Genomic DNA, 26,375 nt, shown 5'->3' on the forward strand with positions numbered 1-26,375 from the left:
TACCTAAAAATGGATAAATTACTAAACGATTTTTCACCTGGCCTTTTTGTAGTACAAACAATACTACTTTTATTGTTAATTTTCATGATGGTGAAGTTTGCCTGGAAACCAATTCTTAATTCACTTAATGAGAGAGAAGAAGGAATTCAAGGTGCATTAGATGCCGCAGAAAAAGCAAAGCGTGAAATGGAAAATCTTCAAGCAGATAACCAAAAGTTATTGCAAGAAGCAAGATTAGAAAGAGAAGCAATGCTCAAAGAAGCTAGAGAAATGAAAGCGCAGATGATCACAGAGGCAGAAACTCAAGCACAGGAGCAAGCAAACAAAATTATTGTACAAGCACAATTAGCTATTGAGAATGAAAAGAAATCTGCTATGGCAGAACTCAAAAATCACGTAGCGAACTTATCTATAGAAATCGCAGAGAAGGTAGTGCGTCAAGAATTATCTAACAAAGACAAACAACTAGCATTAGTTGAGTCTATGTTAGCTGAAACAAAATTAAACTAGTTTTAACTAAATAGATACCCATTTTTGTGGGCATTGATATGGCAGGAACAAGAGCAGCAATTCGGTATGCAAAAGCAGTATTAAGTTTAGCTCAAGAGCAGAAACTTGAAGACACTATTAATTCAGACATGAAGTTAATAGCATCAACTATTGCAGATAATGCGGCATTAAAACTGGCACTTCAAAATCCTGTGGTACGTTCTTCAGTAAAAAAATCTATTGTATTGGAGGTTTTTAAAAATATGAATCCACTATCTGCTAACCTTGTAGATACATTGATTCATAATAAAAGAATCTCTGCAATTGGTGATGTAGCATCACAATACGTTGTGCTTTATGATCATCTAAAACAAATACAAGTAGCTACAGTGACTACAGCCGTTGAGTTATCTGATGATTTAAGAGCTAAAGTATTAGGGAAGTTAAAAGAACTTACAGGAAAAGAAGTAGAAATCAAGAGTGTGATTGACGAAAGTATTTTAGGAGGATTTGTGTTGCGTATTGGAGATATTCAATATAATGCAAGTGTATCTAACAAATTGAATAAATTAAAAAGAGAGTTTACATTAAATTAAATAGTATTCGGTCACTGAGCAAGTCAAAGTGAACGTCTAAAATCTAAATAAAGATGGCAGAAGTAAAACCAGCTGAAATATCAGCAATCTTAAAACAACAACTTTCAGGTTTTGAAGCAGGAGCTTCATTGGATGAAGTTGGAACAGTACTAACAGTAGGTGATGGTATTGTACGCGCTTACGGTCTATCTAATGCACAATATGGTGAATTAGTAGAATTCGATGGTGGCTTAGAAGGGATCGTACTTAACCTTGAAGAAGATAATGTCGGTATTGTATTGTTAGGAGTCTCTGTAGGAGTTAGAGAAGGTTCGACAGTAAAACGTACCAAGCGTATCGCTTCTGTTAACGTAGGTGAAGGAATTGTTGGTCGGGTTGTGGATACTTTGGGTAACCCAATTGATGGTAAAGGACCAATTTCTGGAACTACTTATGAAATGCCTTTAGAGCGTAAAGCACCTGGAGTTATTTATAGAGAGCCGGTAACAGAACCATTACAGACAGGAATTAAGGCTATTGATGCTATGATTCCAGTGGGTAGAGGTCAACGTGAGTTGGTGATTGGAGACAGACAAACAGGTAAAACTACAGTTTGTATTGATGCTATCTTAAATCAAAAAGAATTTTATGATGCAGGCGAGCCTGTATTCTGCATATACGTTGCTATTGGTCAAAAAGCTTCAACAGTGGCATTAATTGCTAAAACGTTAGAAGAGAAAGGAGCTTTAGCTTATACTATAATCGTAGCTGCAAATGCATCAGATCCTGCTGCTATGCAAGTTTATGCACCTTTTACGGGAGCTTCTATTGGAGAGTATTTTAGAGATACTGGTCGTCCAGCTTTAATTGTATTTGATGATTTATCAAAACAAGCGGTGGCGTATCGTGAAGTATCTTTATTATTACGTCGTCCTCCAGGACGTGAGGCATATCCTGGTGATGTATTTTACTTACACTCAAGATTATTAGAGCGTTCTGCAAAAATCATTAATAATGATGCTATTGCTAGAGAAATGAACGATTTACCAGATTCGTTAAAACCTATCGTGAAAGGTGGTGGTTCTTTAACCGCTTTACCAATTATTGAAACACAAGCAGGTGACGTTTCAGCATATATCCCAACAAATGTAATTTCTATTACAGATGGGCAAATTTTCTTAGACGGTGATTTATTTAATTCGGGTGTACGTCCAGCAATTAATGTAGGTATTTCGGTATCTCGTGTTGGTGGTAATGCACAGATTAAATCAATGAAAAAAGTATCTGGAACATTAAAATTAGATCAAGCTCAGTATCGTGAATTAGAGGCCTTTGCTAAGTTTGGATCAGATTTAGATGCCGTTACTTTAAATGTAATTGAAAAAGGAAAGCGTAATGTTGAAATTTTAAAACAAGCGCAAAATGATCCGTTTAAGGTTGAAGATCAAGTAGCCATTATTTATGCGGGATCTAAAAACTTATTGAAGAACGTTCCTGTAAATAAAATTAAAGAATTTGAAAGAGATTATCTTGAATTCTTAAACGCTAAACACAGAGATGTTTTAGATACATTAAAAGCAGGGAAATTAACTGACGAGGTTACGGACACATTAATGACTGTAGCTAAAGATTTATCAGCAAAGTATAAAGCATAATCCCATCATAACCTTTCCAAAAGGAAGGCGTTTTGTGGTGGAGTAATTATATCAAATTTAACTAATTAAGGTCCTTTTCTTCGGAAAGGATTTAGGATAGGAAAATATGGCTAATCTTAAAGAAATACGTAATAGAATATCTTCAGTATCGTCGACGATGCAAATTACTAGTGCCATGAAAATGGTATCTGCTGCAAAATTGAAGAAAGCTCAAGATGCAATTACTGCAATGCGACCATATTCTGATAAGTTGACAGAGCTTTTACAGAATTTAAGCGCTACCTTAGAAGGAGATTCTGCAAGTGCTTATGCAGAGCAACGTGAGGTTAAGAAAGTATTATTAGTTGTTATTACCTCAAATAGAGGTCTTGCAGGTGCTTTTAATTCTAATATCATCAAATCGGTAAGACACCTAACCAATACTAAATATGCTAATCAAGAAGTGTCTTATTTAGCTATTGGTAAAAAAGGTAATGACGCTTTTAAAAAATCAAATAATGTTATCGCTAACAAGAGTGAAGTTTTTGATGATTTAACTTTTGACAATGTTGCTGAGATTGCAGAGATGATCATGGCGAAATTTGTGGAAGGTGATTTTGACAAGATCGAAGTTATTTATAACAAGTTTAAAAATGCAGCAACTCAAATAGTAATGACGGAGCAGTTTTTACCAATTGTTCCAATGGAAGTTGAAGCTAATGCAAATACAGATTATACGTTTGAACCATCACAAGTAGAAATCGTAGAACAGTTGATTCCTAAGTCTTTAAAAACACAGCTATACAAATCTATTAGAGATAGTTTTGCTTCAGAGCATGGAGCACGTATGACAGCAATGCATAAGGCGACAGATAATGCTACAGATCTAAGAGACGAGTTGAAATTAACTTACAACAAGGCGCGTCAAGCATCTATTACCAACGAAATCCTTGAGATCGTAGGTGGTGCAGAGGCGCTAAACAATTAGACTGTCACGCTGAGCATTGGTGAAATGAATACCTTTTTTCATTGCAAGCATAGAACAAAAGCTATATAAAATTCGCGCTTAGAATTTCAAAATAAAAGTAAAGCCTAACTTTAACGAGTTGGGCTTTTTTATGGCACTAAATTTGAAACTGTATCTTTGTAACGCTTAAATTCTTAAAATGAAATTGCTGAAACATATCGCTTTTTTAATCGCAATGTTAATTCTTATGGCAAGTTTTTCTCAATGTTCAACGGCACAAAAAATACAGAATGAAGCACCAACTCAGTTTGGAAACGTATACTGTCAAAAATGGGTGGCAGGAGTTAGTGGTGGTGGTTCTGGATTTAATCTATTCATACCAGTTATGAATGAGTCTATTAAATTAGATAGTGTTTACTTTAGAGGTAAAATAGCAAAATTAGAATTTAACCCTGGCCAATTACCAACATATATTGGACGTTTTGAAAATGATTTTAATCAACCTAAAGATATCATTATCAGTAGTGATAGAAATGAAGAGTACGATAATAAATTACCTAAAAAACTAGTAGTTATTCCTTTTGAGTTAAAGGATGACGAATGCGTGGTAAGTTATATCAAGGGTGATAAGATATTGTATTATAAAATTTCAAACATTGAACAAAAGAGACCATTAAATTATCCAATGGCTTCACCTGATAAAAATATAAAACTTAATTAGCAAGAATACTTTAAAATTAGTGGTGTTATTGAAAACTAAATCAACTGTGACGAATAGGAGCTGCCAAACATGCAATAACATATCTTTGGTTCACGTGTGCTAAAAACGTATTTTTAGCCTTTCAAAACTTGACTCTTGAGTGCATTAAAATCTCTTTTTAAACAAACATTTATATATGGTTTAGCCACGGTTCTACCTAGAATGTTAAGCTTTTTATTAGTGCCTCTATATACAACAGATGGTGTTTTGTCATCAGTTGCAGAGTACGGTAAAGTATCAGTGATTTTCTCCTACTTCGTATTGTTCAACGTTATTCTAGCGTATGGTATGGAAACCGCTTTTTTTAGATTCTTCAATAAAGAAGATGACAAGGATAGCGTCATTGGAACCTCTGCGATTTCGTTAATAGTGTCTTCTCTTGGCTTTTTTGTTCTCGCTTTAATAGTTCAAGATCAAATATCAGCATTCATTCAAATTGATGTAAAGTACATCAATCTTGTTATCTGGATTTTACTTTTAGATGCTTTGGTTATCATTCCATTTGCATGGCTTAGAGCAACAGCACAGCCTATGCGTTATGCCATTATTAAAATTCTAAATGTTGCTATTAACTTAGGGCTTAACCTATTTTTCTTGTTATGGTTATCAGATTTGTCTTATTACACTGCTTTATTTGATACTTGGTGTGTCGATAATTTTGAAATCAGTTATATTTTTATTGCCAATCTAGTGGCCAGTGCTGTAACACTAATTTTAGTATTATCGTTTTATACTAAAATCAAATATAAGTTTGATTCGAAACTGTGGAAGACAATGTTCCGTTACGCGTTTCCTATATTAATTGCTGGAGTTGCATTTTCAATTAACGAGACTTTTGATCGCATTTTATTAGATAGATTACTTCCGCCAGATATTGCTGAAACTGAAATAGGGATGTATTCTGCATGCTATAAAATTGCATTGTTTATGACGCTATTTGCTACAGCCTATAGATTAGGAATAGAACCGTTCTTTTTTAGTCATGCTAAAACAGATAACCCACAAAAAAACTATGCTAAAATATTAGAATTTTTTGTAGCATTTGGTTCCATAATATTACTAAGTGTGGTTGTTTTTGCTGATATTTTAAAACCTTACATTGTGAGAAGCGAAGCGTATTGGGAGGCCATGTGGGTTGTTCCGATTATCTTGTTAGCTAATTTCTGTTTAGGGATTTATCATAATCTTTCTGTTTGGTACAAGATTACAGATAGAACAAAATTTGGTGCTTATATCTCTATTGTAGGTGCTATTATCACATTAGTAATTAATATTCTTTTCATTGAAACATACAGTTATAAAGCATCTGCAATTGCAACACTCGTTGCTTATAGTGTGATGATGTTATTGTCATATTACTTCGGAAGGAAATACTACCCAATCCCTTATAATCTAAAAAAAATAGGATTGTATCTAGTCCTTTCTATTGGTATGTCTGTTTTGTCATTCTACTATTTTAGAGGGGATTATCTTATTGGAATTTCAATGTTAATTGTATTTTTGGGTATCGTTTTCTTTTCAGAAAAAAACGAATTGAAACAAATTTTAAAAATGCGTTAGTCTGTCAATCAATCAGACATAAGCTAATAATCTATATCATGCAAATCAAAATCATAAACACATCCAATCACGATTTACCGAATTACGAAACGATAGCTTCGGCAGGAATGGATTTAAGAGCGAGTTTATCTGAATCGAGAGTTTTAAAACCCTTAGAACGCACAATAGTGGGTACAGGTCTATTTATAGAATTACCAGTTGGTACCGAAGCACAAGTAAGACCACGAAGCGGATTAGCAGCAAAAAAAGGCATTACAGTACTCAATGCTCCTGGAACGGTAGACGCCGATTATCGAGGCGAAATAGGTGTGATTTTAGTTAATTTATCTAATGAAGACTTCGTCATAAATAATGGAGAACGTATTGCACAATTAGTGATTGCAAAACATGAACGTGCTGAGTGGACAGAAGTAGAATTGCTCTCTGATACCGATCGTGGTGAAGGTGGGTTCGGGAGTACAGGAGTAAAATAAATCGAGATGTCACTCAGAACGAAGTGAAGAATCTCAAAAGCAATATTTAATTAAAAAGATTTCCGTTTTCACGGAAACGATAAATAAATTTTTCGATGAAAATAATAGTACCAATGGCAGGGCGAGGTTCTCGTTTAAGACCACATAGCTTAACAGTTCCAAAACCATTAATTCCAGTCGCTGGTCAACCCATCGTACATCGATTGGTGAAAGATATAGTGAAAGTTTTAAAGCAACCTGTGGATGAAATCGCTTTTGTATTAGGTGATCCTGCTTGGTTTGGAGACGATGTTGTAGAGAGTTTAAAAGCTTTGGCAACAAGTCTAGGTGCAAAACCATTGATCTATCGTCAAGATCAACCGTTAGGAACTGGTCACGCGATTATGTGTGCAAAGCCATCGCTTTCTGGACCTGCAGTAATCGCTTATGCAGATACATTAATTCGTGCAGAATTTGATCTAGATCCCAATGCCGATAGTGTGATTTGGACTAAAAAAGTAGCAAATCCTAAGGCTTACGGAGTTGTAAAACTGAATAGTAAACAAGAGATTGTAGAATTGGTAGAAAAGCCAGAAACCTTTGTGAGTGATCAGGCAGTGATCGGGATTTACTATTTCAAAGATGTCGAAGTGTTAAAAGATAAATTGCAAGAAGTTTTTGATGAGAACGTTATGAATGGAGGCGAGTACCAAATTAATGACGGTATCAAGCGTATGATGGCAGACGGTAAAATCTTTAAAACAGGAACTGTAGATGAGTGGATGGATTGCGGAAACAAAAACGTGACTCTCGAAACCAATACAAGAATGTTAGGCTTTTTAAAAGCAGATGGTGAAGAGCAAATGATTGCTAAATCTGTGATAAATAATAACTCAACTGTCATTGAGCCTTGTTATATTGGTGAACATGTAGAACTAGACAATGCTACAGTTGGACCTAATGTTTCTATAGGCGATAATTGTGTAATAAAGAATTCAAGCGTTAAAAATAGCTTAATACAAAACCATACCAATATTAAAAATGCTACTTTAGACAATGCTATGATTGGTAATCACGTTACATATAATGGTGATTTCAAAGCGATTAGTATTGGTGATTATTCTGTTTTGGAATAGAATTTGAAGCCCAATCAATTACAACACGAATAAGATTCCCTTTTTCAAGGGAAATACATATGAAAACTAAATTATACATTCTGCTTTTTTTCTTCGGAATAGTTATGCTTCCTCAAAATACCTATGCGCAAGTTGATTTCAATAAGCGTCCCAATGATGATTTAGGAAATGTAGAGGATACATTTCAGGAATATTTCTTTGAAGCTTTGAAACAAAAGGGCATTGAGAATTATCAAAAATCAGCAGATGCACTTATAAAATGTATAGAAATCGATGATAGTCACCCTGTTTTATACTATGAATTAGGTAAAAACTATATGCAGCTTAAAAACTTTGGAGCTGCTGAGGATGCTTTTAAAGAAGCTGTATCTAAAGACCCAAAGAATGAATGGTTTTTAGATGAACTTTATGGTGTTTATATTCAGTTAAACGATATGAATAAAGCGCTTAAAACGGTTAAGCAACTCGTAGAGTATCATCCAGATTATAAGCAAGATTTAGCATCCTTATATATTCAGTTAGAAAAATATAGAGATGCCTTAAAACTTCTAGATGAAATGGATGCGCGATCTGGTTATAGTGAAGATAGAGATTATCTACGTAATCAAATTTATAATCTTACAGGAAATGACGAAGATCGTATAGAAAACCTTGAAGAGCGTGTTAAAAGCAATCCAGAAGACGAGTCTAATTATCTTCGTCTTATCTATCGTTACAGTGAAACGGAAGAAACCAAAAAAGCATTTGACGCTGCAAAGCGTCTATTAGAACTCAATCCAGAATCACAATTAGTGCATTTGGCTTTATATAAGTTTTATTTGGACGATAACGATATTCAAAATGCAATTAAATCAATGAAGGTTGTACTGACAAGCCCTATAATAAAACCAGAAGCAAAGACGAAAGTACTTAATGATTTTGTGAGATTTGTTTCTAAAAATCCGCAATATGAATCAGATTTAATAGAGGTTACATCATTAATAAGTGAAGATAAAAGTGTAAAAACGCTATTAGAATTAGGCGATTATTATTTAAAATCCAAAGACAAAGTAAAAGCATTAAGCTATTATGAAGAAGCCTTACAACAAGAGCCTAATGCCTTTAAAATTATAAGAGATGTTCTTTTACTTCAAATAGATCTTAACAAAGACACAGATGCGGTAACTAAAAGTAAGGAAGCTTTAGACATCTTCCCGTCACAGCCTATATTATACTTAATTAATGGGGTAGCAAACAACAAGATCAAGCAACCAAAGAAAGCTATAGAAAGTTTAGAAATAGGTTTAGATTTTTTAGTTGAAAACCCAAAAATGGAAGCTGACTTCTACAAGCAGTTAAGTGAATCTCATAGACAGTTAAATAATATTAGCCGATCTCAAACGTTTGCTAAAAAGGCGGAGGCCTTATTGAAAGATCAATAATTTATGAGGATATTACAAATTGGGATAGTCTGCTTTTTAATGACGTTAGGAATTTCTTGTAAGTCAGCACGAAGTATTGTTGCCAATGGCAAAGTTGATTCCAAACTTACCGCTAAACAATTAATAAGAGAAAGTGGTAGGCGCGACGCTAGATTTAAAACGCTTCAAGCTAGAGTAAAGATTGATATTATTGATGGTTTTAAAGAGTCTGGATATACGCTTAATCTAAGAATGGAAACTGACAAAATCATCTGGCTAAGCGCTACTTTAGGTTTAGCGAGAGCGATGATTACTCCAAATCGTGTTCAGTTTTATGACAAGATCAATAACCAATATTTTGATGGGGATTATAAGTTGTTAAGTGATTTATTAGGTATAGAATTAAACTTTAAAAAAGTACAAAGCTTGTTGCTTGGAGAATCTCTCTTTGATTTAAAAGAAGACACCTATGTTATTTCTAATAATGCAGCATCTTATATTCTCCAACCTAAAAATCAGAGTGCAGTATTAGAACTGTTTTTATTGTTTAATCCATCACATTTTAAAATGGATTCTCAGCAATTATTACAACCATTAAAAAAACGTTTTCTTCAAATAGACTATACAGGATATCAAGAAGTTAAAAAAGAAATAGTACCACAAAACATAAAAATTATTGCATTAGAGGATAACGACGAGTTTAATGTAATGATGGAATATAAATCGGTTTCTATCAATGAAGAGGTTCGATTTCCGTTTAACATCCCTTCAGGTTTTGATAAAATAATATTAGACAATGAGAAATAAACTGACATACATCCTATTTATTTTTTTACTTCTGAATAGTTTTACTTCGGAAGCACAGAGTGATAAACAAAAAGAACTAGAGGTTAAACGGGTTAAATTTCAAAATGAACTGAAACAACTCAACGTTTTATTATTCTCAAATAAAAAAGAGGAGAAATCTGTGGTGTCCTTAGTTGAAGACTTAAATTACAAGGTAAGTGTGAGACGTAACTTAATTAAAGTCACTAACGATCAAGCCAACTTATTGACGCGTGAAATTAATGCCAACCAAAATGAAATAACTAGTTTAAGAGATCAATTGACTGCGCTCAAAAAAGACTATTCTGAAATGATAGTTAAATCTTATAAAAACAAATCTGAGCAAAGTCGCATGATGTTTTTATTATCTTCAGATGATTTTAAACAAGCTTACAAACGTCTTCAGTATATCAAACAATATACAGATTACCAAAAGGAGCAAGGGGATTTAATTAAAGGAAAAACAACAAAACTCCAAGAGTTAAATACAGATCTATTGCGTCAAAAAGCAGATAAGGATAAACTTATTGTTGAAAACAGAGCGGCTAAGAAAGAATTAGAAAAAGAGCTGAAAGAGCAAGATAAATTAATGGCGTCAATTAGACAAAATTTAAGCTCATATTCCTCTAAAATCAAAAAGAAGCAACAAGAAATTGACGCTATTGATCGAGAGATTAATAGATTAATTAGAGAAGCGATTGCAGCGTCAAATAAAGAAGCTGGTAAATCAACATCTTCAAAAGGATTTGCATTGACTCCAGAAGCTAAGTTGATTGCTAAGAACTTTGTCTCTAATAAAGGTAAACTGCCCTGGCCGGTAGAGAAAGGAGTGGTTAAAGTGCGGTTTGGAACACAACCGTCTCCAATTGATCCCTCAGTTAAAATCAATAGTAATGGTGTGAGAATCGCAACAGAGAAAAACGCTAAAGTTAGAGTTGTTTTTGAAGGTGAAGTATTAGCTGTTTCAGGTCAAAAGAACTCTAATCCAGTAGTGTTAATTAGACATGGTAATTACATCACAGTTTATAGAAATTTATTAAAAGTCTATGTGCGTAAAGGGGACAAAGTGTCCGCAAAGCAAGAAATTGGAGAAGTTTTTACAAATAACGCAGGGGAAACAATGCTAGGTTTTGGCGTATTTAAAGACTCCCAACCTGAAAATCCAGCGAGTTGGATTTACAAAATGTAATAGCATTTTGAAACTTTTCTACTGGATTTACAAAATGTAATAGCATTTTGAAACTTTTCTACTGGATTTACAAAATGTAATAGCATTTTGAAACTATTTTAAATGGTTTAGCTTTCATTTGTTAATCATCATTTCTGTTGTTTCCCAAACAAGTTCTTTTTCCAAATTCTCCAAATCTAGAAATGTACTCTCCATCTTTTGATATGACAACGAAACTAGAACAGGGATAATGGTGTTTAAAAAATAACTTTTCAATAACGTTATCTGGATCTTTATTCCAATCTAAAAAGCCTCTAGATTTTTCAATCCCCTCATGATCTTTATAAATGTATATGGGCTTTGTTTCTGCAATTTGCTCCAAACCTTTTTCTAATTCCCAAAACCAAAATTTTCTTAGCTCTTGATTTACTGTTCCGCTTGAGTTACATGGATCTTTTCCAGGATAATAAATAATTACTATGGGTTTCGTTGAATCTATTTTTATGTTGGTTTCGTTTTCTAAAATAGTTACAAGTAAAGACTTATCCTGTAATTGTTCTTTTTTCACCCTTAAAGTCAATTTTTTATGATTACTTGAATCTCCAGGTATATCTAATAACTTATTTGTTGATCTAATACGATTAAATTTTGATTTACTTATTTGAATATTATTTTCATCAAAATATTTAAAGTCACTGTTCTCAAATTTTGTTGAAGAGCAAGAGAAAGATAAAATCATTAAAACTACTATAGATAGAATTTTGTTCATGATTTAATTGTTTTAAGTGATTTTCAATTGTCTACAGAAACAAAGCCTTCAACTCAGTAGCATCAATAGCTTTCATTTTACCCGCAAGAACTAGACTCAATTGTTTACGACGCAAGGCGGCATCAAAACGTTCAATTTCTAGTGAGGTTTCAGCAACTAATTCTGGGACTTTTACAGGACGACCTGTTTCATCAACAGCAACAAACGTATAAATAGCTTCGTTAGCTTTTATGCATTCACCAGACTCTCTATCTTCTATCCAAACATCCAAATACACTTCCATAGACGATGAAAAGGACCTAGATACTTTTGCTTCAATGGTAACAACACTTCCCAAAGGTATAGATCTATTAAAAGCAACGTGATTTACAGCTGCAGTAACTACAATGCGTCTGCTATGACGACGCGCAGCAATACTGGCAGCACGATCCATACGCGCTAATAATTCGCCTCCAAAAAGATTGTTTAAGGGATTGGTCTCACTAGGCAATACCAAATCGGTCATAACTGTTTTAGACTGAAATGCTGTTCTTGGTTCCATTAAAAAAGTTTAATTTTTTGTTTCCGTGAAAACGGAAATCTTATTTTCAGCAAAGGTAAGAGGAATTTGAATTTTAACTAAAGGAAATGTGATTTTAGTTTCACTACATCTAAGTGTAAACTTTAGGATTGTCATATCGATAGTCTAATTTCGTTAGCTATTGAGATCGTGACGAGAAAGACTTTTTTGTATAAAAATGTATTAATGATATGAAGAGATGCTTTGTGAAGCTTATCTTAGTAGAGTCCAAAGGTTCTTAATGGCAAAAGAAGACTAATCCAATGCCTTTACTAATAACCAAGCATCACGATTATGGGTGCGCTTAATGGCACGTAAAGCGTTTAAAGCCTCAACTCTATCTGTATGACTAGAATACACAACTTCGTGAAGTCCGTAGCGGTTAATACCAATTTTACGAGCTTTAAAGCCTTTTTCTTTTAGTTGTTGCACTTTCTTATTAGAGTTAGCTTCTACACGAAATGCACCAGCAACAATATGATAATTACCAGTCATTTTCTCAACTTGGAGTGTTGCAGCTGGCAAAGGGCTGTCAATTATAAAAGTCGCTTCTTGTACTCTGGCATCCAATTGCTGGTTGGCTTCTTCTTGTGCAATTTGATTGTGATTATCAATTTGATTTCCGTAGTAATTAGAAGCGATCAAACCTCCAACAGTCAAAAAGATTAAACCAACAGCGGCATATTTAAGATAGGGTCTGGCAGCGAAGCTTGTCGAAGCACGTTTCTCTGGAGTAATAGCAATAGGAATCTCGCTCTCTAAAGCTTCAACGGTTTCTTTATAAACGTCTCTCGTAATTTTACCAGTTGTAAATTGAGACAAACCAAAAGCATTTGTAAGGTAATTGATATGATGTGAAGGTTCAAAGTTGATGTTACCTTCTTTATTTAATATTAAATCGCCAATGTTATTAAGTTCAATTGTTTCGCCTTCAGTTAAATAAGATTTGATTGATTTTACTTTCTTAGAAATTTTTCGTACAGCGACGAGATAAGGTATTTTTTCAATTTCAGCAATGTAGTTCGCTAAGAGACCATCATTAGTTTGTAATTGCTCATTAAAAGATAAAGTCTTTTTTGGCGGATAAAAAGAATGTGAGGTCTCGTTCAATTTCGCAGAAACACGATGCGTTAAAAATGCTCCAAATTGAGGCACAATAACACAATCATATCTATATAATAAATCGCTGATGTAAGTTTCTAATTGCATAGAAACAAAGTTAAAATTTTTTGGATGCGAATAAAACATCATCCCAACTATTTATTAACAGTTAAAATTTTTTTAACTTGTATATTGTAAATCAATATAGTAGAATGACAGATCAAGATTTAATTTATGTTTTAGCACTCCAACACGTTCCTAAAATTGGTGATGTAACCGCTAAAAAATTAATAAATCATTGTGGTTCTGCGGAAGGTGTTTTGAAAGAAACGCAAAGCAATCTTTTAAAAATTGATGGGATAGGAGCGACGACAGTCAACGGTATTTTTGATTCTAAACATTTGAAAGATGCCGAAAACGAACTCCAGTTCATCAAAGAAAATAATATTAAAAGCTTGTATTTTACAGACGAGGACTATCCTGAAAGATTGACACATTGTATTGATAGTCCTATTTTATTATTTCAAGTTGGTGACGTTAACCTCAAACAAAAACGTATCATCAGTGTTATTGGAACTAGAAAAATTACCACTTACGGAGTTGCATTTTGCGAAAAACTGATTGAGCAACTCGTGCCTTTTGATCCCATCATCGTTTCTGGTTTTGCGTACGGAACAGATATAACAGCACAAAAGGCAGCTATTAAACACAAGCTCCAAACAATAGGATGTTTAGCGCACGGACTGAACCAAATTTATCCAAGAACGCATAAAAAGTATATGACTCAAGTGGAAGAAAAGGGTGGTTTTCTCACTGATTTTTGGAGTACAGACCCTTTTGATAGAAATAATTTTTTAAAGCGTAATCGCATTATCGCCGGCATGAGTGAAGCGACCATTGTTATAGAATCTGCCGAAAAAGGAGGTAGTCTTGTTACTGCAGATATTGCCAATTCTTATGGTAAAGACGTATTTGCTGTTCCTGGTCGCGCAACAGATAGTCAAAGTATAGGCTGTAATAATTTAATAAAAACGCAGCAGGCGCATTTGTTGTCAAACCCTTTAGATATTCCTTATATGCTCAATTGGCAACTAGAAAACAATGAAAAACCTGCAATCCAGAAACAGTTATTCGTCGAGTTAAATGAAGACGAAAAAACCATTTACAATTTCCTAAAAGGTAACGATAGGCAATTGCTAGATGTGATTGCGGTGCAATGTAACATTCCTATTTTTAAAGTTGCAGGTTTGCTTTTACAGATGGAATTAAAAGGCTTGACGCGACCTTTGCCTGGTAAGTTGTTTGAGTTGGTATGATCAATTCCTGCGCAGGAACTTGTAATTAATACCCAACCTTTTCACGAACGCGCTTCAACACCTTATTGGCAACAACCTTAGCTTTTTCAGCTCCAATAGCCAATGCATTATCAATTTCATTAAGGTTAGACATATAATGGTTATAACGTTCTCTTTCCGTAGAAAATTTAGAGAGTATCAACTCATATAGCGCCTGTTTTGCGTGACCATAACCATAACCTCCATTTTCGTAATTGGCTTTCATGGTAGTAGTCTCATCCTCTGATGCTAATAAATTATAAAGTGCAAAGCAGTTGCAAGTTGCCCACTCTTTTGAGTCTTCAAGAGGTGCGCTATCTGTTGCGATAGACATGATTTGTTTGCGTAGTTTCTTTTCAGTTAAAAAAATATCAATGATATTACCTTTACTCTTACTCATTTTTGCGCCATCAGTACCAGGAATAAGCATGGTATTTTCATAAACTTTTCCTTCTGGTAGTATAAAGGTCTCTCCCATCTTAGCATGAAAACGTGATGCTACATCACGAGTCATTTCAATATGTTGGAGTTGATCCTTGCCTACTGGTATGATTTCAGAATCATACAATAAGATATCTGCTGCCATGAGCATTGGATAGCTAAATAAACCAGCGTTGACGTCCTCTAAACGGTCTGCTTTATCTTTAAAACTATGCGCTAACGTTAATCGCTGGTAGGGAAAGAAACAGCTTAAATACCATGATAATTCGGTCACTTGAGGAATATCACTTTGTCTGTAAAATACAGTTTTATCAACATTTAGACCAAATGCTAACCATGTAGCAGCAGTAGAATACGTGTTTTGACGCAATATTTCTGCATCTTTTATTTGAGTTAACGAGTGCATGTCTGCAATAAAAAGAAACGAGTCATTATTAGTGTCGTTTGCCATGTTGATTGCAGGTGAAATAGCACCCAATATATTTCCTAAATGAGGTGTTCCCGTACTTTGTATTCCTGTGAGTATTCTTGCCATAGTATTGCCTGCAAAAGCAGGTATCTCTTTTTAACTAGTTTTTCTATTTGATATAGTCTTCAACTTCAACTTCATGGTATATCGTCAGCAAAGGTAATTTTTTTAGTAGAAATGTTGAATTAATTTAAGTAGTTTTGAGCCAGATGAAGATTTTTAAGAACATATTTTATACGTTATATCGCATTTGGTTCTACATTTTGGTGGCCATACCAATTATTGTGTTATTTCCAATATTGATTGTCTCGATTTTAAAAGAGTCTTGGTATCCTTTATTTTTTAAGATTGCTCGTTTATGGTCGTGGTTTATTTTAATTGGGATGGGTTTTAGGGTTAAGATTGAGCGTGAGGAGATTCCGAAGAAAAAAGAAAGTTACATGTTTGTGGCTAATCATACCTCCATGGCAGATATTATGTTGATGTTGGTGACGGTCAAAAATCCGTTTGTATTTGTTGGCAAGGCAGAGTTAGCAAAAATCCCACTGTTTGGATTTTTCTATAAACGCACGAGTATTTTGGTAGATAGAAACGATGCTAAAAGTAGGCAAACGGTTTTTTTAAGAGCGCAAAGACGTTTAAAACAAGGGATGAGTATTTGTATTTTCCCAGAAGGTGGTGTGCCAGATGAAAACATCGCATTAGATGAATTTAAAGATGGTGCTTTTAGAATGGCAATCAATCATCAAATCCCAATTGTACCGATAACTTTTGGTGATAATAAAAAGCGATTTTCATACACCTTTTTAAGTGGTAGTCCAGGAAAAATGAGATCAAAAATGCATCGTTTTATTGCTACTGAGGGTTTGACGGTCAAGGATACCAAAGACATAAATAACCAAGCACACCAATTATTATTAAACCAATTGAATACGTTTAATACCTAAACTATTAAACACAAAAAAGCCACTCCTGGCACGGAGTAGCTTTTCGTCATCATTGCGAGTTTGCAATAATTATCTAACCAACTAAAAAACCTAAAACTTAAAACTAAGTCCTGTATAAACACCAATGAAAAACGGTTGAAAATTTCCAGCGGCATCATTAAAGGTGTTTATTTGATACTTGAACGTGGGTTCAAGATTAAAGCGTAATTGTTTTGAAATGTTATAATTGATACCAATTCCAAAATTGGCACTATAACTCATATCATTAATGTTTGTAGCTTCTCCTAAACGTGTTTTGTCTCCGTTGTTTTCTACAGAATACACATCGTTATCACTTAAAAACAAGGTGCTAAATCCACCAATGAGGTTTAAACCAATTTTAGTGTCAAGCACATTGTATTCTAATTCAATAGGCACTTCTATAAATCCTAATTGCTGACTAATAGACCCTTGCTCTTTTAGAAACAACACTTCTGGACCATTAGCAAACCTTAAATTATTGGCGCTTAAATAAGTCGTGGTAGAATCACTCATGTTGATATTTTGTAATTCCCTACTAGAAGCAGATGTATTTGGTCCAGTAAAAGCCACAACGTTATTTGTAGAATAGCCTAGATTAACTTTGTTAACTCCTGCTCTAATTGTAACCTTTTTGTTGATAGCATAAGCGCCTTTAATACCATAACTTATATTAACATCTCCCTCTTTAGTATTATCTACAAATTGCTCATCAATTGAAGATCCAGTACCTAAAGTATTAAAATATACAGGCGCCATGTTTGGAGCAACACTCCAGCGTTTTACTAATGGATTAATAGAATCTTTAATTTTTTCGGTGTCTTCGTTTTTAGTTAAAGCAATTGCTTTGTCTATGGCATTTTCTATCGTTTCTGTGCCTTTTGCTTTTGAAGAATCTATTCTTATTTCACTATTTTCTTTCTCTAAAGTATTAGAAGATGTCACCTGAGTGGTGTTTTCATTCTTAGTTTGCTTTATGAGTGTATCAATTCCAGATTGTTCTTTTTTAATATCGTTTTTCAGATTTTCGTCTGGAGATATGGTATTATTTGAGTTTTCTACAACAGTATTTTTGTTTTCAAGGTTACTATTGTTATTAGTCTTATCGTTTTCAAGCTTATTTTTTTTATTAGATACGACTGCGTCACTTTGCAAAGATTTGTTCTTAATAATCGATTTGTTTTTATGAGTCTCGTTACTATTATTATTATTATTATTATCGTTTTCTTGTTTCTCTTTCTCTTCGGAAATCGTTACACTCGTTTTGTTGTCTGACTTTTCAGATGTTGTGAGATTATTTTGAAGGGTATTATTATCTTTACTTTTTTCTTCGGAATTTTGTTCGTTTTCTACAATTGGGTTGTTTTCTAAATCTTCTGAAGTATTTAATTCTGAACCATCTGTTTGCGTATCGCTGCTTATTGAGTTATTATTAGACTTTTCTGTATCAACAATTTCTTTTTCAACTGCGCTGTCAGAGTCATTAAATAATGTATTAGCAACGGTAAACATCAATACTACAGCTGCGGCAACACCTGCGACTTTCCACCAAATAGGAATCACTCTACGTTTACGTTTATCGGTATTGAGTTTAGCTTCAATATTTTTCCAAACAGCATCACTAGGAGTAGCCTCAAAATTTTTGAACTGCTCTTTAAAGAGTTTGTCTATGTTTTTCTTTTCACTCATTATATACTTTGCGAATTGTGATTCGCTTTATAGTGTTTTATTTTTTCTTTTAAAATCATACGAGCTCGCGCTAAGTTTGATTTTGATGTGCCAGTAGAAATAGTCAACATCGCAGCAATTTCTTTGTGCGAGTAATCATCTAAGGCATATAAATTAAATACTAATCTGTAACGGTCTGGTAATTCTTGAATAATGCTTAATAAGTAGTCAATGCTCACATCGTCATCATCAACTTCAACCGTCACATCTTCAATTTGATCTTCATTTACAATGTCAAATACACCAACACTTCTGTAACGTTGTAACGCAGTGTTAATGGTAATACGTTTCATCCAACCTTCTAGCGAACCTTGACTTTTAAACTGACCAATCTTTTTAAAAATCGTTAAATAGGCGTCTTGCAAATTATCTTCGGCTTCCACATAATTGCGCGAGTACTTTAAACAAACCGAAAACAATTTACTAGCATATAGCTTGTACAATTGGCCTTGTGCTTGAGCATCATCATGTTTACATCGCTCTATGAGCTGGTCTAAACTCACATAATTTTGGTTTAATTAATTTATATTATCCTTCTATTGGAACTTCTACAATTAAGTATATGTCACTTCCATTATCGTCCTTTCCTTGCCAAAATTTAAAGACATGCGTGCCAATATCATTAACCTGATAATTGAATGTTGCTTCCGTTACGTTAGAATTAACTTCAAAAATTTCACAATTTGAATCTTCATAAATTGTGTTTATTAGAATTATAGTGGTTTCGTTGTCATTGTTTTCCACGAAAAAGGTATTAAATATATGACACCCAGATGGTCTAAAGTAAGTAACTTCTATTGGGTACACTTGTCCAAACTGAAACACTTCAGGGATGTTGACACTATCAATAGGTAATGGTACAAAAGAACTATTAATTATATCATTATCAGTACTACAAGAAAGCAACGAAAACATTAAAAAGCTTAGTAAAAAAATCTTCTTCATTTATATAAATTGTTTTAAAACATATATGATTTCATTATGTAGATGCCGAAAGTTTAAAAAGGTTGCGTCTAAAAACAAAAAAAACCCCTAAAAGAGGGATTTTTTTATTTTGATGTGTTTTTTTTATTCCGCAGATTTGATAGTTGCTCGAACTTTTTCTTCAAGCTCATCCATCAATTCAGGGTTGTCTTTTATCAAAGCTTTTACTGCATCTCTACCTTGGCCTAATTTGGTATCACCATAGCTAAACCAAGACCCGCTTTTTTTAATGATTTCTTGTTCTACAGCAACATCTAATATTTCTCCAACTTTAGAAATACCTTCACCATACATGATATCAAATTCACACATTCTAAAAGGTGGAGCTACTTTATTTTTAACAACTTTTACTCTGGTTTTGTTACCCATTACGCCTCCATCTGTGTTTTTAATTTGCGTAGAACGACGAATGTCTAAACGCACAGAAGCATAAAATTTCAAGGCATTACCACCAGTAGTGGTTTCTGGATTACCAAACATAACACCAATTTTTTCACGTAACTGGTTAATGAAGATGACCGTACAATTTGTTTTGCTAATTGATCCTGTTAATTTTCTAAGTGCTTGAGACATTAAACGTGCATGTAATCCCATTTTAGAATCGCCCATTTCGCCTTCAATTTCACTTTTTGGGGTTAATGCTGCAACTGAGTCAATAACAACAATATCAATAGCGCCAGATCGTATTAAATTATCTGTAATTTCTAAGGCCTGCTCTCCATTGTCTGGCTGTGAAATTATTAAATTATCGATATCTACTCCTAATTTTTCGGCATAAGTTCTATCAAAAGCGTGCTCTGCATCAATAAAAGCGGCAATACCTCCAGCTTTTTGGGCTTCAGCAATGGCGTGTAAAGTTAATGTGGTTTTACCAGAAGATTCCGGTCCATATATTTCAACAACTCGTCCTCTAGGATATCCGCCAACTCCTAAAGCAATATCTAAACCTAAAGATCCAGAAGAAATAGCCTCAACATCTACTACCGCTTGATCGCTCATTTTCATTACTGTTCCTTTTCCGTAGGCCTTATCAAGTTTATCTAATGTTAATTTTAATGCTTTTAATTTTGCTTCTTTTTCACTGCTCATTTCCTTGTTATTTTTATAATTAATCTCCTTTAAAAAGGGTTAGCTAAAATACAACATCTTTTAATTTTTTTTGACTTATGACGCAACCTTTTTAAACTTTTTGCATCTACTAATTGAGATTGGGAAATCTTGCTATGAAAAAGAAGCTCTAATTCTGTAAATGGGTTTAAAGGTTATTGACAAATTGAAATGAAAAGCTTTGTATTTTTTATTAATTTAAAAAGTGTGCGACTTAGTTTGAAGTTTCTCAAGGCACGATAATTTTAATAAATCCTGTAGGATAGGGCATATTCAACAAATTTAAATTCTTATTAAAAAATGAGATTTTTTAGAAAAATTATTTTTAACAAGGCATCTGGTGCTGCAGTTGCAGTTCATGTGAACAGCAACTGTAAAAGTGACGGAGGCTAACTCGTAATCTGTTTTTAAGGTAAATTTAAAAATATTAATCACGAGTTAGTCCTCTAAAAAAGCCCTGTTTATGTCGAATCCTCGGGGCTTTTTTATGCTTTATACTTAACACTCGATACTTTTCCTATCTTTGCCCTTCATTTTTTAACCTTAAAAATTAGTATAGCATGCAACTGTACAATAACTTAAGTGCTAAAGAGAGAGCAGAGCTTATTGAGAAAGCGGGAAAAGAACGCTTAACAATCTCTTTCTACAAGTACACCAAAATTGGCAACACTCAAATTTTTAGAAATCACCTCTTTTTAGCATGGGATGAATTTGACGTCTTAGGGCGAATTTATGTCGCTCATGAGGGTATAAATGCTCAACTTTCTGTTCCTGCAGAAATTTTTGAAGCCTTTAAAAATCATCTAGATACCATTATTTTTTTAGAAGATGTAAGATTAAATATTGCTATTGAGCATGATAATTTTGCCTTTTTAAAACTTAAAGTCAAGGTGCGACAAAAAATTGTTGCAGATGGTTTAAATGATGAGACTTTTGATGTTAGAAACAAAGGTGTTCATGTGAACGCATCAAAATTTAATGAACTTATTGAAGATCCAAATACAGTTTTGGTAGATATGAGAAATCATTATGAAAGTGAAATAGGCCATTTTAAAAATGCTGTAACTCCAGATGTAGACACTTTTAGGGAATCTTTAGATATTATTGAAGAAGATTTAAAAGACCATAAAGAAGATAAAAATCTTGTGATGTATTGTACAGGCGGAATTAGATGTGAAAAAGCAAGTGCGTATTACAAGCATAAAGGATTCAAAAATGTATTTCAATTGGATGGAGGTATCATTAATTACGTAAGAGAAGTTGAATCTAGCGAGTTAGAAAATAAATTTATTGGTAAGAATTTTGTGTTTGATGAACGTCGATCAGAGCGCATTAGTGACGATGTTATAGCGAGTTGCCATCAATGTGGTAAACCTGCAGATCTCCATACCAATTGTGCTAATGGAGCATGCCATTTGTTATTTATACAATGTGATACTTGTAAAGAAAAAATGGAAAATTGTTGTTCAAAAAATTGTATGGAAATTAATAGATTGCCTTTTGAAGAACAGAAAGCGTTTCGTAAAGGTCAAGGGAATAGCAATGATGTATTTAAGAAAGGACGAGCAGATCATTTATCTTATAAAAAGGATTTGAGAAATATTTTTGATACATTTTTAAAGGAATAAAAAGTTCTGTTTAGGGGTTTTTTTAAGGTTTTTTCTTCGGAATTAATTTTAAGAGTAAAAAATTCATCCAGTAATAAGTAAGTTACAACTCAATTTTCAATTTTAATAACACACGACTATCACGCGTCTTTTTTGTGAATAAATAATCCTATATTTACAGTTCAAAAGAAACATTAATCTTCATTTGATATTGTATTCATAGTATCAAATTATATATAAAATTTCATGAGTTGTAAAAGTTGCTCAACGGGTACGGATGGACAACCAAAAGGATGCAAAAATAACGGGACTTGCGGTACAGATAGCTGCAATAAACTCACTGTTTTCGATTGGTTAGCTAACATGACGTTACCGCAAGGTCAAGAACCTTTTATTGGTGTTGAAGTTCGTTTTAAAAACGGGCGAAAATTATACTACAAAAACACCGAAAATTTAACCCTTAGCATTGGAGATATTGTTGCCACGCAAGCTAGTTCTGGTCATGATATTGGTATGGTAACACTTACAGGAGAATTGGTAAGAGTTCAAATGAAGCGTAAAAAAGTAAATATTGATGACGAAGAAACCGTTATGAAGATTTACCGCAAGGCAAGCCAAAAAGATATCGATATTTGGTCAGCAGCCAGAGATAAAGAAGAGCCAATGAAAGTCAAAGCAAGACAGTTTGCGATTGATTTAAAACTTCATATGAAAATCTCAGATATAGAATATCAAGGAGATGCAAGTAAAGCGACGTTCTATTATACCGCAGAAGAGCGTGTTGATTTTAGAGAATTGATTAAGCTTTTTGCACGTGAGTTTAGAACGCGTATAGAAATGAAACAAGTTGGGTTTCGACAAGAAGCAGCTCGTCTTGGTGGTATTGGTTCATGTGGAAGGGAGCTATGTTGTTCTACCTGGTTAACAGATTTTAGATCGGTAAGTACCTCTGCAGCGCGCTACCAACAACTATCGCTTAACCCTTTGAAGTTAGCAGGACAATGTGGTAAATTAAAATGTTGTTTAAATTATGAATTGGATGCGTATCTAGATGCCTTAAAAGCATTTCCAAAATCTGATACTAAACTGTTTACTGAAAAAGGAAAAGCAGTATGTCAAAAAACAGATATTTTTAAAGGTCACCTTTGGTATGCTTATGAAGGAGAATGGATGAATTGGCACGTGTTAACCACAGACCAAGCCAATGAAATTATAGAGAAAAATAAGAAAAGAGAAAAAGTGGCAAGCTTAGAAGAGTATGCCTCAGTATTAATCGAAGATACTAAAACAGAGTTTGAAAACGTTGTTGGACAAGATAGTTTAACACGATTTGATGGTCCAAAACGCAAAAAGAAACGTAGAACTAATAAAGGTGGTCAAACACAACGTTCTAAAAACACAAATAATAGTAATGCAAAAAAGTAAGTACTGGATACCATTTGTAATACTCGTTCTAAGCATTATCTCTTGTGATTCTAATCGTGTTTTTGATGAATACCAGTCGGTTTCTGGAGAATGGGATAAGGATAACGCAGTTGAGTTTAAGGTCACGCCTCCAGACTCTACAGAAGCTTATAATTTGTATGTTAATTTAAGACATACAGAAGCTTATAAATTTAGTAATTTGCGTTTAATCGTTGAGCTAAATTACCCAAATGGAAAAACCCAGAAAGACACATTAGAATATATAATGGCAAATCCAGATGGCACGTTTTTAGGCACTGGGTTTTCAGATGTTAAAGAAAATAAATTGTGGTATAAAGGGCATGAGCAGCCATTTCTATTTGATGAAATAGGAGAATATAGTATCAGTATACAACATGCGATGAGAGAAAATGGAAGCATCAATGGCATAGACAAATTAGAAGGCATCACAGATGTTGGTTTTAGAATAGAGCATTCGCAAACTTATTGATTATGGCAAAAAAAAGGATAGTAAAGAAAAAACCTACTAAGGATAATGCTCAAAACTTTTCAAAATATATAAGACGCTTCTGGATCCTTTTTACAGGAGGTGTTTTCACCTTTTTCTTTATGTTTTTACTCGCATCTTGGGGACTTTTAGGAGAAATGCCAGATCATACTATTTTAGAAAACCCAAAAACATTTTTAGCTACAGAGATCATATCTTCAGATAATCAAACTTTAGGGAAGTTCTATTTAGATGATAATAGAACACCTATAGATTATGAGGAGTTACCAAAAGAGTTGGTTGATGCATTAGTCGCTACAGAAGATATACGATATTACGACCATTCAGGTATCGATTTTAGAGGTACAATGAGAGCCATTTATAAGATGGGACGAGGTGGTGGAGCAAGCACTATATCTCAACAATTGGCTAAGTTATTGTTTACAAAACAAGTGTCTTCAAACAAGTTTCAACGTATTATTCAAAAAGTTAGAGAGTGGGTGATTGCAACCCGTTTAGAGCGTCAATATACGAAGGAGGAAATCATTGCGATGTACTTTAATATTTATGACTTTGGAAATAATGCCGACGGAATAAGAAGTGCGACCCGTATTTACTTCGGAAAAGAGCCTAAAGATTTAAAACTGAAGGAATCTGCAATGTTAGTTGGGATGTTTAAGAACTCATCGCTGTATAATCCAAGATCAGATCGTAATCCTGTAGGTGTAAGAAACAGACGAAATGTTGTTTTAGCTCAAATGTACAAATACGAGTACATTTCCGAAGCCACAAAAGATAGTCTACAAAACACACAGCTAGACTTAAATTACTCTCCAGAATCACATCGTGAAGGGACGGCTACTTATTTTAGAGCTTATCTTGATAAGTTTATGAAAGATTGGATCAAAGAGAATCCAAAACCAGATGGATCTAAATATAATCTTTATAACGACGGACTCAAAATATACACCACTATAGATTCTAGAATGCAGCAGTATGCAGAAGATGCAGTAGGACGTCACATGCCAAGATTGCAAGCAGAGTTTGATAATCAAAATACACCAGACCGAAACAAAACAGCACCATTTTTAGAACTTGACACCAAGGAAATAGAAAAGTTAATGAACTCTGGTATGAGACGATCGGAACGTTGGAGAGTTTTAAAATTAGCTGGAAAATCTGAAAAGGAAATCAAAGCTTCGTTTCAAATACCTACGCAAATGAGCATTTTTGCATGGAAAAATGGAAAGCCTACCGAAATTGATACGGTGATGAAGCCTATGGATTCAATGCGTTATTATAAATCATTTTTACAACCAGGAATGATGTCTATGGATCCTCAAACAGGTCATGTAAAAGCTTGGGTTGGTGGTATGAATTTTAGACATTTTCAATATGACCACGTAAAAACAGGAAAACGTCAAGTTGGGTCAACATTTAAACCATTTGTATACGCTACAGCTATAGATCAACTCCATTTATCCCCTTGTGATACGATACCAAGACAACAAATAACAATTGAAGCTGGTAAGTATGGAAACCCAGAGTCTTGGACAGTAACGAATGATGATGCTCGTTATGACGGTTTCTTAACGCTTAAAGCAGCTTTAGGGAGTTCGGTAAATACCGCAACCGCACGTTTGATGGATAAGGTGGGGCCAGAACCTGTGGTAGATATGGCAAAAAATTTAGGAATAGAGTCTTATATTCCTGCAGTACCAGCAATTGCTTTAGGGACACCAGATATTAGTGTTTATGAAATGGTTGCAGCGTATTCAACATTTGCTAATAAAGGCGTGTATAACAAACCTGTAATGGTCACACGCATACAAGATAAGAACGGAACAGTACTTTTTCAGTTCACACCAGAAACCCGAGATGTTTTAAGTGCTGAAGTCGCTTATACCACTATTAATTTAATGGAAGGTGTGGTACAAGGAGGCTCTGGTAGTCGCTTAAGAGGAAGTAATAGAGCAAGCCAAGCCGTGTATAAAGAAATTATAACAGGTTACCCTTATGAACTTAATAACCCAATAGCAGGAAAGACAGGGACGACACAAAATCAAAGTGATGGTTGGTTTATGGGTATGGTTCCAAATTTAGTCACAGGTGTTTGGGTTGGTGCAGAAGATCGAGCAGTACATTTCAAATCAACGACCTATGGTCAAGGAGCTGCAATGGCTTTGCCTATTTGGGGAATGTACATGAAATCGTGTTATGCAGACGAAGAGTTAGGTATTTCTAAAGGTGAATTTGAAGTACCCGAAAATTTATCTATTGAAGTAGACTGCAGTAAGTGGGAAGGCAACGGTACAGATTCTGGAGATACAGATGACGACTTAGATGGTGTTATAGATTTTTAACAAAGTCCTGCGTAGGCAGGAATCTCATTGAAAAAGAGCAATAAACCGAATCAAATTCAAAAAAGTTAGG

General features: G+C 34.1%; 25 protein-coding genes. 17 read left to right on the top strand and 8 right to left on the bottom strand.

Annotation, left to right across the window (positions count from 1 at the left end; genetic code table 11):
- Positions 1–9 precede the first annotated feature (9 nt).
- The 11 genes from H593_RS0100590 (at position 10) to H593_RS0100640 (ending at position 10,987) form a co-directional block, all read left to right on the top strand.
- A complete protein-coding gene (locus H593_RS0100590) occupies positions 10–510 on the top strand; it encodes a F0F1 ATP synthase subunit B (protein WP_028870622.1) in 501 nt (166 codons plus the stop codon).
- Positions 511–548: 38 nt separating this feature from the next.
- On the top strand, positions 549–1,085 hold the full coding sequence (gene atpH, locus H593_RS0100595; RefSeq protein ID WP_028870623.1) for an ATP synthase F1 subunit delta: 537 nt from the start codon (positions 549–551) through the stop codon (positions 1,083–1,085).
- 53 nt (positions 1,086–1,138) lie between these two features.
- Entirely contained in the window at positions 1,139–2,719 is a 1,581-nt protein-coding gene (gene atpA, locus H593_RS0100600; protein WP_028870624.1) for a F0F1 ATP synthase subunit alpha, read from the top strand.
- Positions 2,720–2,825: 106 nt separating this feature from the next.
- Positions 2,826–3,686 (top strand): ATP synthase F1 subunit gamma, encoded by an 861-nt coding sequence (gene atpG / locus H593_RS0100605; RefSeq protein WP_028870625.1) that lies wholly within the window; start codon positions 2,826–2,828, stop codon positions 3,684–3,686.
- A 178-nt stretch (positions 3,687–3,864) separates the two neighbouring features.
- On the top strand, positions 3,865–4,386 hold the full coding sequence (locus H593_RS0100610; RefSeq protein WP_028870626.1) for a hypothetical protein: 522 nt from the start codon (positions 3,865–3,867) through the stop codon (positions 4,384–4,386).
- Between the two features lie 135 nt (positions 4,387–4,521).
- Positions 4,522–5,985 carry an oligosaccharide flippase family protein gene (locus tag H593_RS0100615; RefSeq protein ID WP_028870627.1) on the top strand — a complete coding sequence of 488 codons (1,464 nt, stop codon included), beginning with the start codon at positions 4,522–4,524 and terminating at the stop codon, positions 5,983–5,985.
- A gap of 38 nt (positions 5,986–6,023) precedes the next feature.
- Complete coding sequence (dut, locus tag H593_RS0100620; RefSeq protein ID WP_028870628.1) at positions 6,024–6,458, top strand: dUTP diphosphatase; 435 nt, start codon at positions 6,024–6,026, stop codon at positions 6,456–6,458.
- Positions 6,459–6,553: 95 nt separating this feature from the next.
- Positions 6,554–7,573, top strand: coding sequence for a sugar phosphate nucleotidyltransferase (locus H593_RS0100625; RefSeq protein ID WP_028870629.1), 1,020 nt, complete (start codon positions 6,554–6,556; stop codon positions 7,571–7,573).
- A 59-nt stretch (positions 7,574–7,632) separates the two neighbouring features.
- Complete coding sequence (locus H593_RS0100630; RefSeq protein ID WP_028870630.1) at positions 7,633–8,994, top strand: tetratricopeptide repeat protein; 1,362 nt, start codon at positions 7,633–7,635, stop codon at positions 8,992–8,994.
- A gap of 3 nt (positions 8,995–8,997) precedes the next feature.
- The gene (gene lolB1, locus H593_RS0100635; protein ID WP_028870631.1) at positions 8,998–9,780 is read left to right on the top strand and encodes a lipoprotein insertase outer membrane protein LolB1; all 783 of its coding nucleotides are present in this window, start codon (positions 8,998–9,000) and stop codon (positions 9,778–9,780) included.
- On the top strand, positions 9,770–10,987 hold the full coding sequence (locus H593_RS0100640) for a murein hydrolase activator EnvC family protein (protein ID WP_028870632.1): 1,218 nt from the start codon (positions 9,770–9,772) through the stop codon (positions 10,985–10,987). The genes lolB1 and H593_RS0100640 overlap by 11 nt, the downstream gene beginning before the upstream one ends.
- A gap of 121 nt (positions 10,988–11,108) precedes the next feature.
- On the opposite strand, the gene H593_RS18255 is transcribed toward H593_RS0100640, so the two are convergent.
- From H593_RS18255 to H593_RS0100655, 3 genes are all read right to left on the bottom strand, one after another.
- Entirely contained in the window at positions 11,109–11,735 is a 627-nt protein-coding gene (locus tag H593_RS18255) for a hypothetical protein (RefSeq protein WP_051229576.1), read from the bottom strand.
- A gap of 31 nt (positions 11,736–11,766) precedes the next feature.
- Positions 11,767–12,276 (bottom strand): acyl-CoA thioesterase, encoded by a 510-nt coding sequence (locus H593_RS0100650; protein WP_028870633.1) that lies wholly within the window; start codon positions 12,274–12,276, stop codon positions 11,767–11,769.
- A 273-nt stretch (positions 12,277–12,549) separates the two neighbouring features.
- A complete protein-coding gene (locus tag H593_RS0100655) occupies positions 12,550–13,503 on the bottom strand; it encodes an HU domain-containing protein (protein ID WP_028870634.1) in 954 nt (317 codons plus the stop codon).
- A gap of 104 nt (positions 13,504–13,607) precedes the next feature.
- Here H593_RS0100655 and dprA point away from each other — a divergent pair, with 104 nt between their 5' ends.
- Entirely contained in the window at positions 13,608–14,711 is a 1,104-nt protein-coding gene (dprA, locus tag H593_RS0100660) for a DNA-processing protein DprA (RefSeq protein WP_028870635.1), read from the top strand.
- Between the two features lie 25 nt (positions 14,712–14,736).
- Here dprA and trpS read toward each other — a convergent pair whose 3' ends face one another.
- Positions 14,737–15,705: a tryptophan--tRNA ligase gene (gene trpS, locus H593_RS0100665; protein WP_028870636.1), complete on the bottom strand. Its 969-nt coding sequence runs from the start codon at positions 15,703–15,705 to the stop codon at positions 14,737–14,739.
- A 143-nt stretch (positions 15,706–15,848) separates the two neighbouring features.
- Between trpS and H593_RS0100670 the strand changes: the two genes are divergently transcribed.
- On the top strand, positions 15,849–16,586 hold the full coding sequence (locus tag H593_RS0100670; protein WP_028870637.1) for a lysophospholipid acyltransferase family protein: 738 nt from the start codon (positions 15,849–15,851) through the stop codon (positions 16,584–16,586).
- Between the two features lie 90 nt (positions 16,587–16,676).
- Here the strand turns inward: H593_RS0100670 and H593_RS19775 are convergent, their stop codons facing one another.
- The 4 genes from H593_RS19775 to recA form a co-directional block, all read right to left on the bottom strand.
- Positions 16,677–18,293 (bottom strand): hypothetical protein, encoded by a 1,617-nt coding sequence (locus H593_RS19775; protein WP_051229577.1) that lies wholly within the window; start codon positions 18,291–18,293, stop codon positions 16,677–16,679.
- Complete coding sequence (locus tag H593_RS0100680; protein ID WP_028870638.1) at positions 18,293–18,835, bottom strand: RNA polymerase sigma factor; 543 nt, start codon at positions 18,833–18,835, stop codon at positions 18,293–18,295. The genes H593_RS19775 and H593_RS0100680 overlap by 1 nt, the downstream gene beginning before the upstream one ends.
- A 25-nt stretch (positions 18,836–18,860) precedes the next feature.
- Complete coding sequence (locus H593_RS0100685) at positions 18,861–19,277, bottom strand: hypothetical protein (protein ID WP_028870639.1); 417 nt, start codon at positions 19,275–19,277, stop codon at positions 18,861–18,863.
- A 123-nt stretch (positions 19,278–19,400) separates the two neighbouring features.
- Positions 19,401–20,405, bottom strand: a complete 1,005-nt coding sequence (gene recA, locus H593_RS0100690) for a recombinase RecA (RefSeq protein ID WP_028870640.1) — start codon at positions 20,403–20,405, stop codon at positions 19,401–19,403.
- A 578-nt stretch (positions 20,406–20,983) separates the two neighbouring features.
- Here recA and trhO point away from each other — a divergent pair.
- From trhO to H593_RS0100710, 4 genes are all read left to right on the top strand, one after another.
- Positions 20,984–22,051, top strand: coding sequence for an oxygen-dependent tRNA uridine(34) hydroxylase TrhO (trhO, locus tag H593_RS0100695; protein ID WP_028870641.1), 1,068 nt, complete (start codon positions 20,984–20,986; stop codon positions 22,049–22,051).
- 225 nt (positions 22,052–22,276) lie between these two features.
- Positions 22,277–23,455 carry a PSP1 domain-containing protein gene (locus H593_RS0100700; protein WP_028870642.1) on the top strand — a complete coding sequence of 393 codons (1,179 nt, stop codon included), beginning with the start codon at positions 22,277–22,279 and terminating at the stop codon, positions 23,453–23,455.
- The gene (locus tag H593_RS0100705; RefSeq protein WP_037051118.1) at positions 23,442–23,945 is read left to right on the top strand and encodes a gliding motility lipoprotein GldH; all 504 of its coding nucleotides are present in this window, start codon (positions 23,442–23,444) and stop codon (positions 23,943–23,945) included. The genes H593_RS0100700 and H593_RS0100705 overlap by 14 nt, the downstream gene beginning before the upstream one ends.
- Positions 23,946–23,947: 2 nt before the next feature.
- The gene (locus tag H593_RS0100710; RefSeq protein WP_028870644.1) at positions 23,948–26,305 is read left to right on the top strand and encodes a penicillin-binding protein 1A; all 2,358 of its coding nucleotides are present in this window, start codon (positions 23,948–23,950) and stop codon (positions 26,303–26,305) included.
- Positions 26,306–26,375: the final 70 nt, after the last annotated feature.

The organism is Psychroserpens burtonensis DSM 12212, assembly GCF_000425305.1.
In the GTDB taxonomy this organism is placed as follows: domain Bacteria; phylum Bacteroidota; class Bacteroidia; order Flavobacteriales; family Flavobacteriaceae; genus Psychroserpens; species Psychroserpens burtonensis.

Excerpts from the sequence above, each read along its gene's own strand:
- H593_RS0100590 (WP_028870622.1), top strand. The coding sequence starts at position 10 with ATGGATAAATTACTAAACGATTTTTCACCTGGCCTTTTTGTAGTACAA.
- atpH (WP_028870623.1), top strand. The coding sequence starts at position 549 with ATGGCAGGAACAAGAGCAGCAATTCGGTATGCAAAAGCAGTATTAAGT.
- atpA (WP_028870624.1), top strand. The coding sequence starts at position 1,139 with ATGGCAGAAGTAAAACCAGCTGAAATATCAGCAATCTTAAAACAACAA.
- atpG (WP_028870625.1), top strand. The coding sequence starts at position 2,826 with ATGGCTAATCTTAAAGAAATACGTAATAGAATATCTTCAGTATCGTCG.
- H593_RS0100610 (WP_028870626.1), top strand. The coding sequence starts at position 3,865 with ATGAAATTGCTGAAACATATCGCTTTTTTAATCGCAATGTTAATTCTT.
- dut (WP_028870628.1), top strand. The coding sequence starts at position 6,024 with ATGCAAATCAAAATCATAAACACATCCAATCACGATTTACCGAATTAC.
- H593_RS0100625 (WP_028870629.1), top strand. The coding sequence starts at position 6,554 with ATGAAAATAATAGTACCAATGGCAGGGCGAGGTTCTCGTTTAAGACCA.
- H593_RS0100630 (WP_028870630.1), top strand. The coding sequence starts at position 7,633 with ATGAAAACTAAATTATACATTCTGCTTTTTTTCTTCGGAATAGTTATG.
- lolB1 (WP_028870631.1), top strand. The coding sequence starts at position 8,998 with ATGAGGATATTACAAATTGGGATAGTCTGCTTTTTAATGACGTTAGGA.
- H593_RS0100640 (WP_028870632.1), top strand. The coding sequence starts at position 9,770 with ATGAGAAATAAACTGACATACATCCTATTTATTTTTTTACTTCTGAAT.
- H593_RS18255 (WP_051229576.1), bottom strand. The coding sequence starts at position 11,735 with ATGAACAAAATTCTATCTATAGTAGTTTTAATGATTTTATCTTTCTCT.
- H593_RS0100650 (WP_028870633.1), bottom strand. The coding sequence starts at position 12,276 with ATGGAACCAAGAACAGCATTTCAGTCTAAAACAGTTATGACCGATTTG.
- H593_RS0100655 (WP_028870634.1), bottom strand. The coding sequence starts at position 13,503 with ATGCAATTAGAAACTTACATCAGCGATTTATTATATAGATATGATTGT.
- dprA (WP_028870635.1), top strand. The coding sequence starts at position 13,608 with ATGACAGATCAAGATTTAATTTATGTTTTAGCACTCCAACACGTTCCT.
- trpS (WP_028870636.1), bottom strand. The coding sequence starts at position 15,705 with ATGGCAAGAATACTCACAGGAATACAAAGTACGGGAACACCTCATTTA.
- H593_RS0100670 (WP_028870637.1), top strand. The coding sequence starts at position 15,849 with ATGAAGATTTTTAAGAACATATTTTATACGTTATATCGCATTTGGTTC.
- H593_RS19775 (WP_051229577.1), bottom strand. The coding sequence starts at position 18,293 with ATGAGTGAAAAGAAAAACATAGACAAACTCTTTAAAGAGCAGTTCAAA.
- H593_RS0100685 (WP_028870639.1), bottom strand. The coding sequence starts at position 19,277 with ATGAAGAAGATTTTTTTACTAAGCTTTTTAATGTTTTCGTTGCTTTCT.
- recA (WP_028870640.1), bottom strand. The coding sequence starts at position 20,405 with ATGAGCAGTGAAAAAGAAGCAAAATTAAAAGCATTAAAATTAACATTA.
- trhO (WP_028870641.1), top strand. The coding sequence starts at position 20,984 with ATGCAACTGTACAATAACTTAAGTGCTAAAGAGAGAGCAGAGCTTATT.
- H593_RS0100700 (WP_028870642.1), top strand. The coding sequence starts at position 22,277 with ATGAGTTGTAAAAGTTGCTCAACGGGTACGGATGGACAACCAAAAGGA.
- H593_RS0100705 (WP_037051118.1), top strand. The coding sequence starts at position 23,442 with ATGCAAAAAAGTAAGTACTGGATACCATTTGTAATACTCGTTCTAAGC.
- H593_RS0100710 (WP_028870644.1), top strand. The coding sequence starts at position 23,948 with ATGGCAAAAAAAAGGATAGTAAAGAAAAAACCTACTAAGGATAATGCT.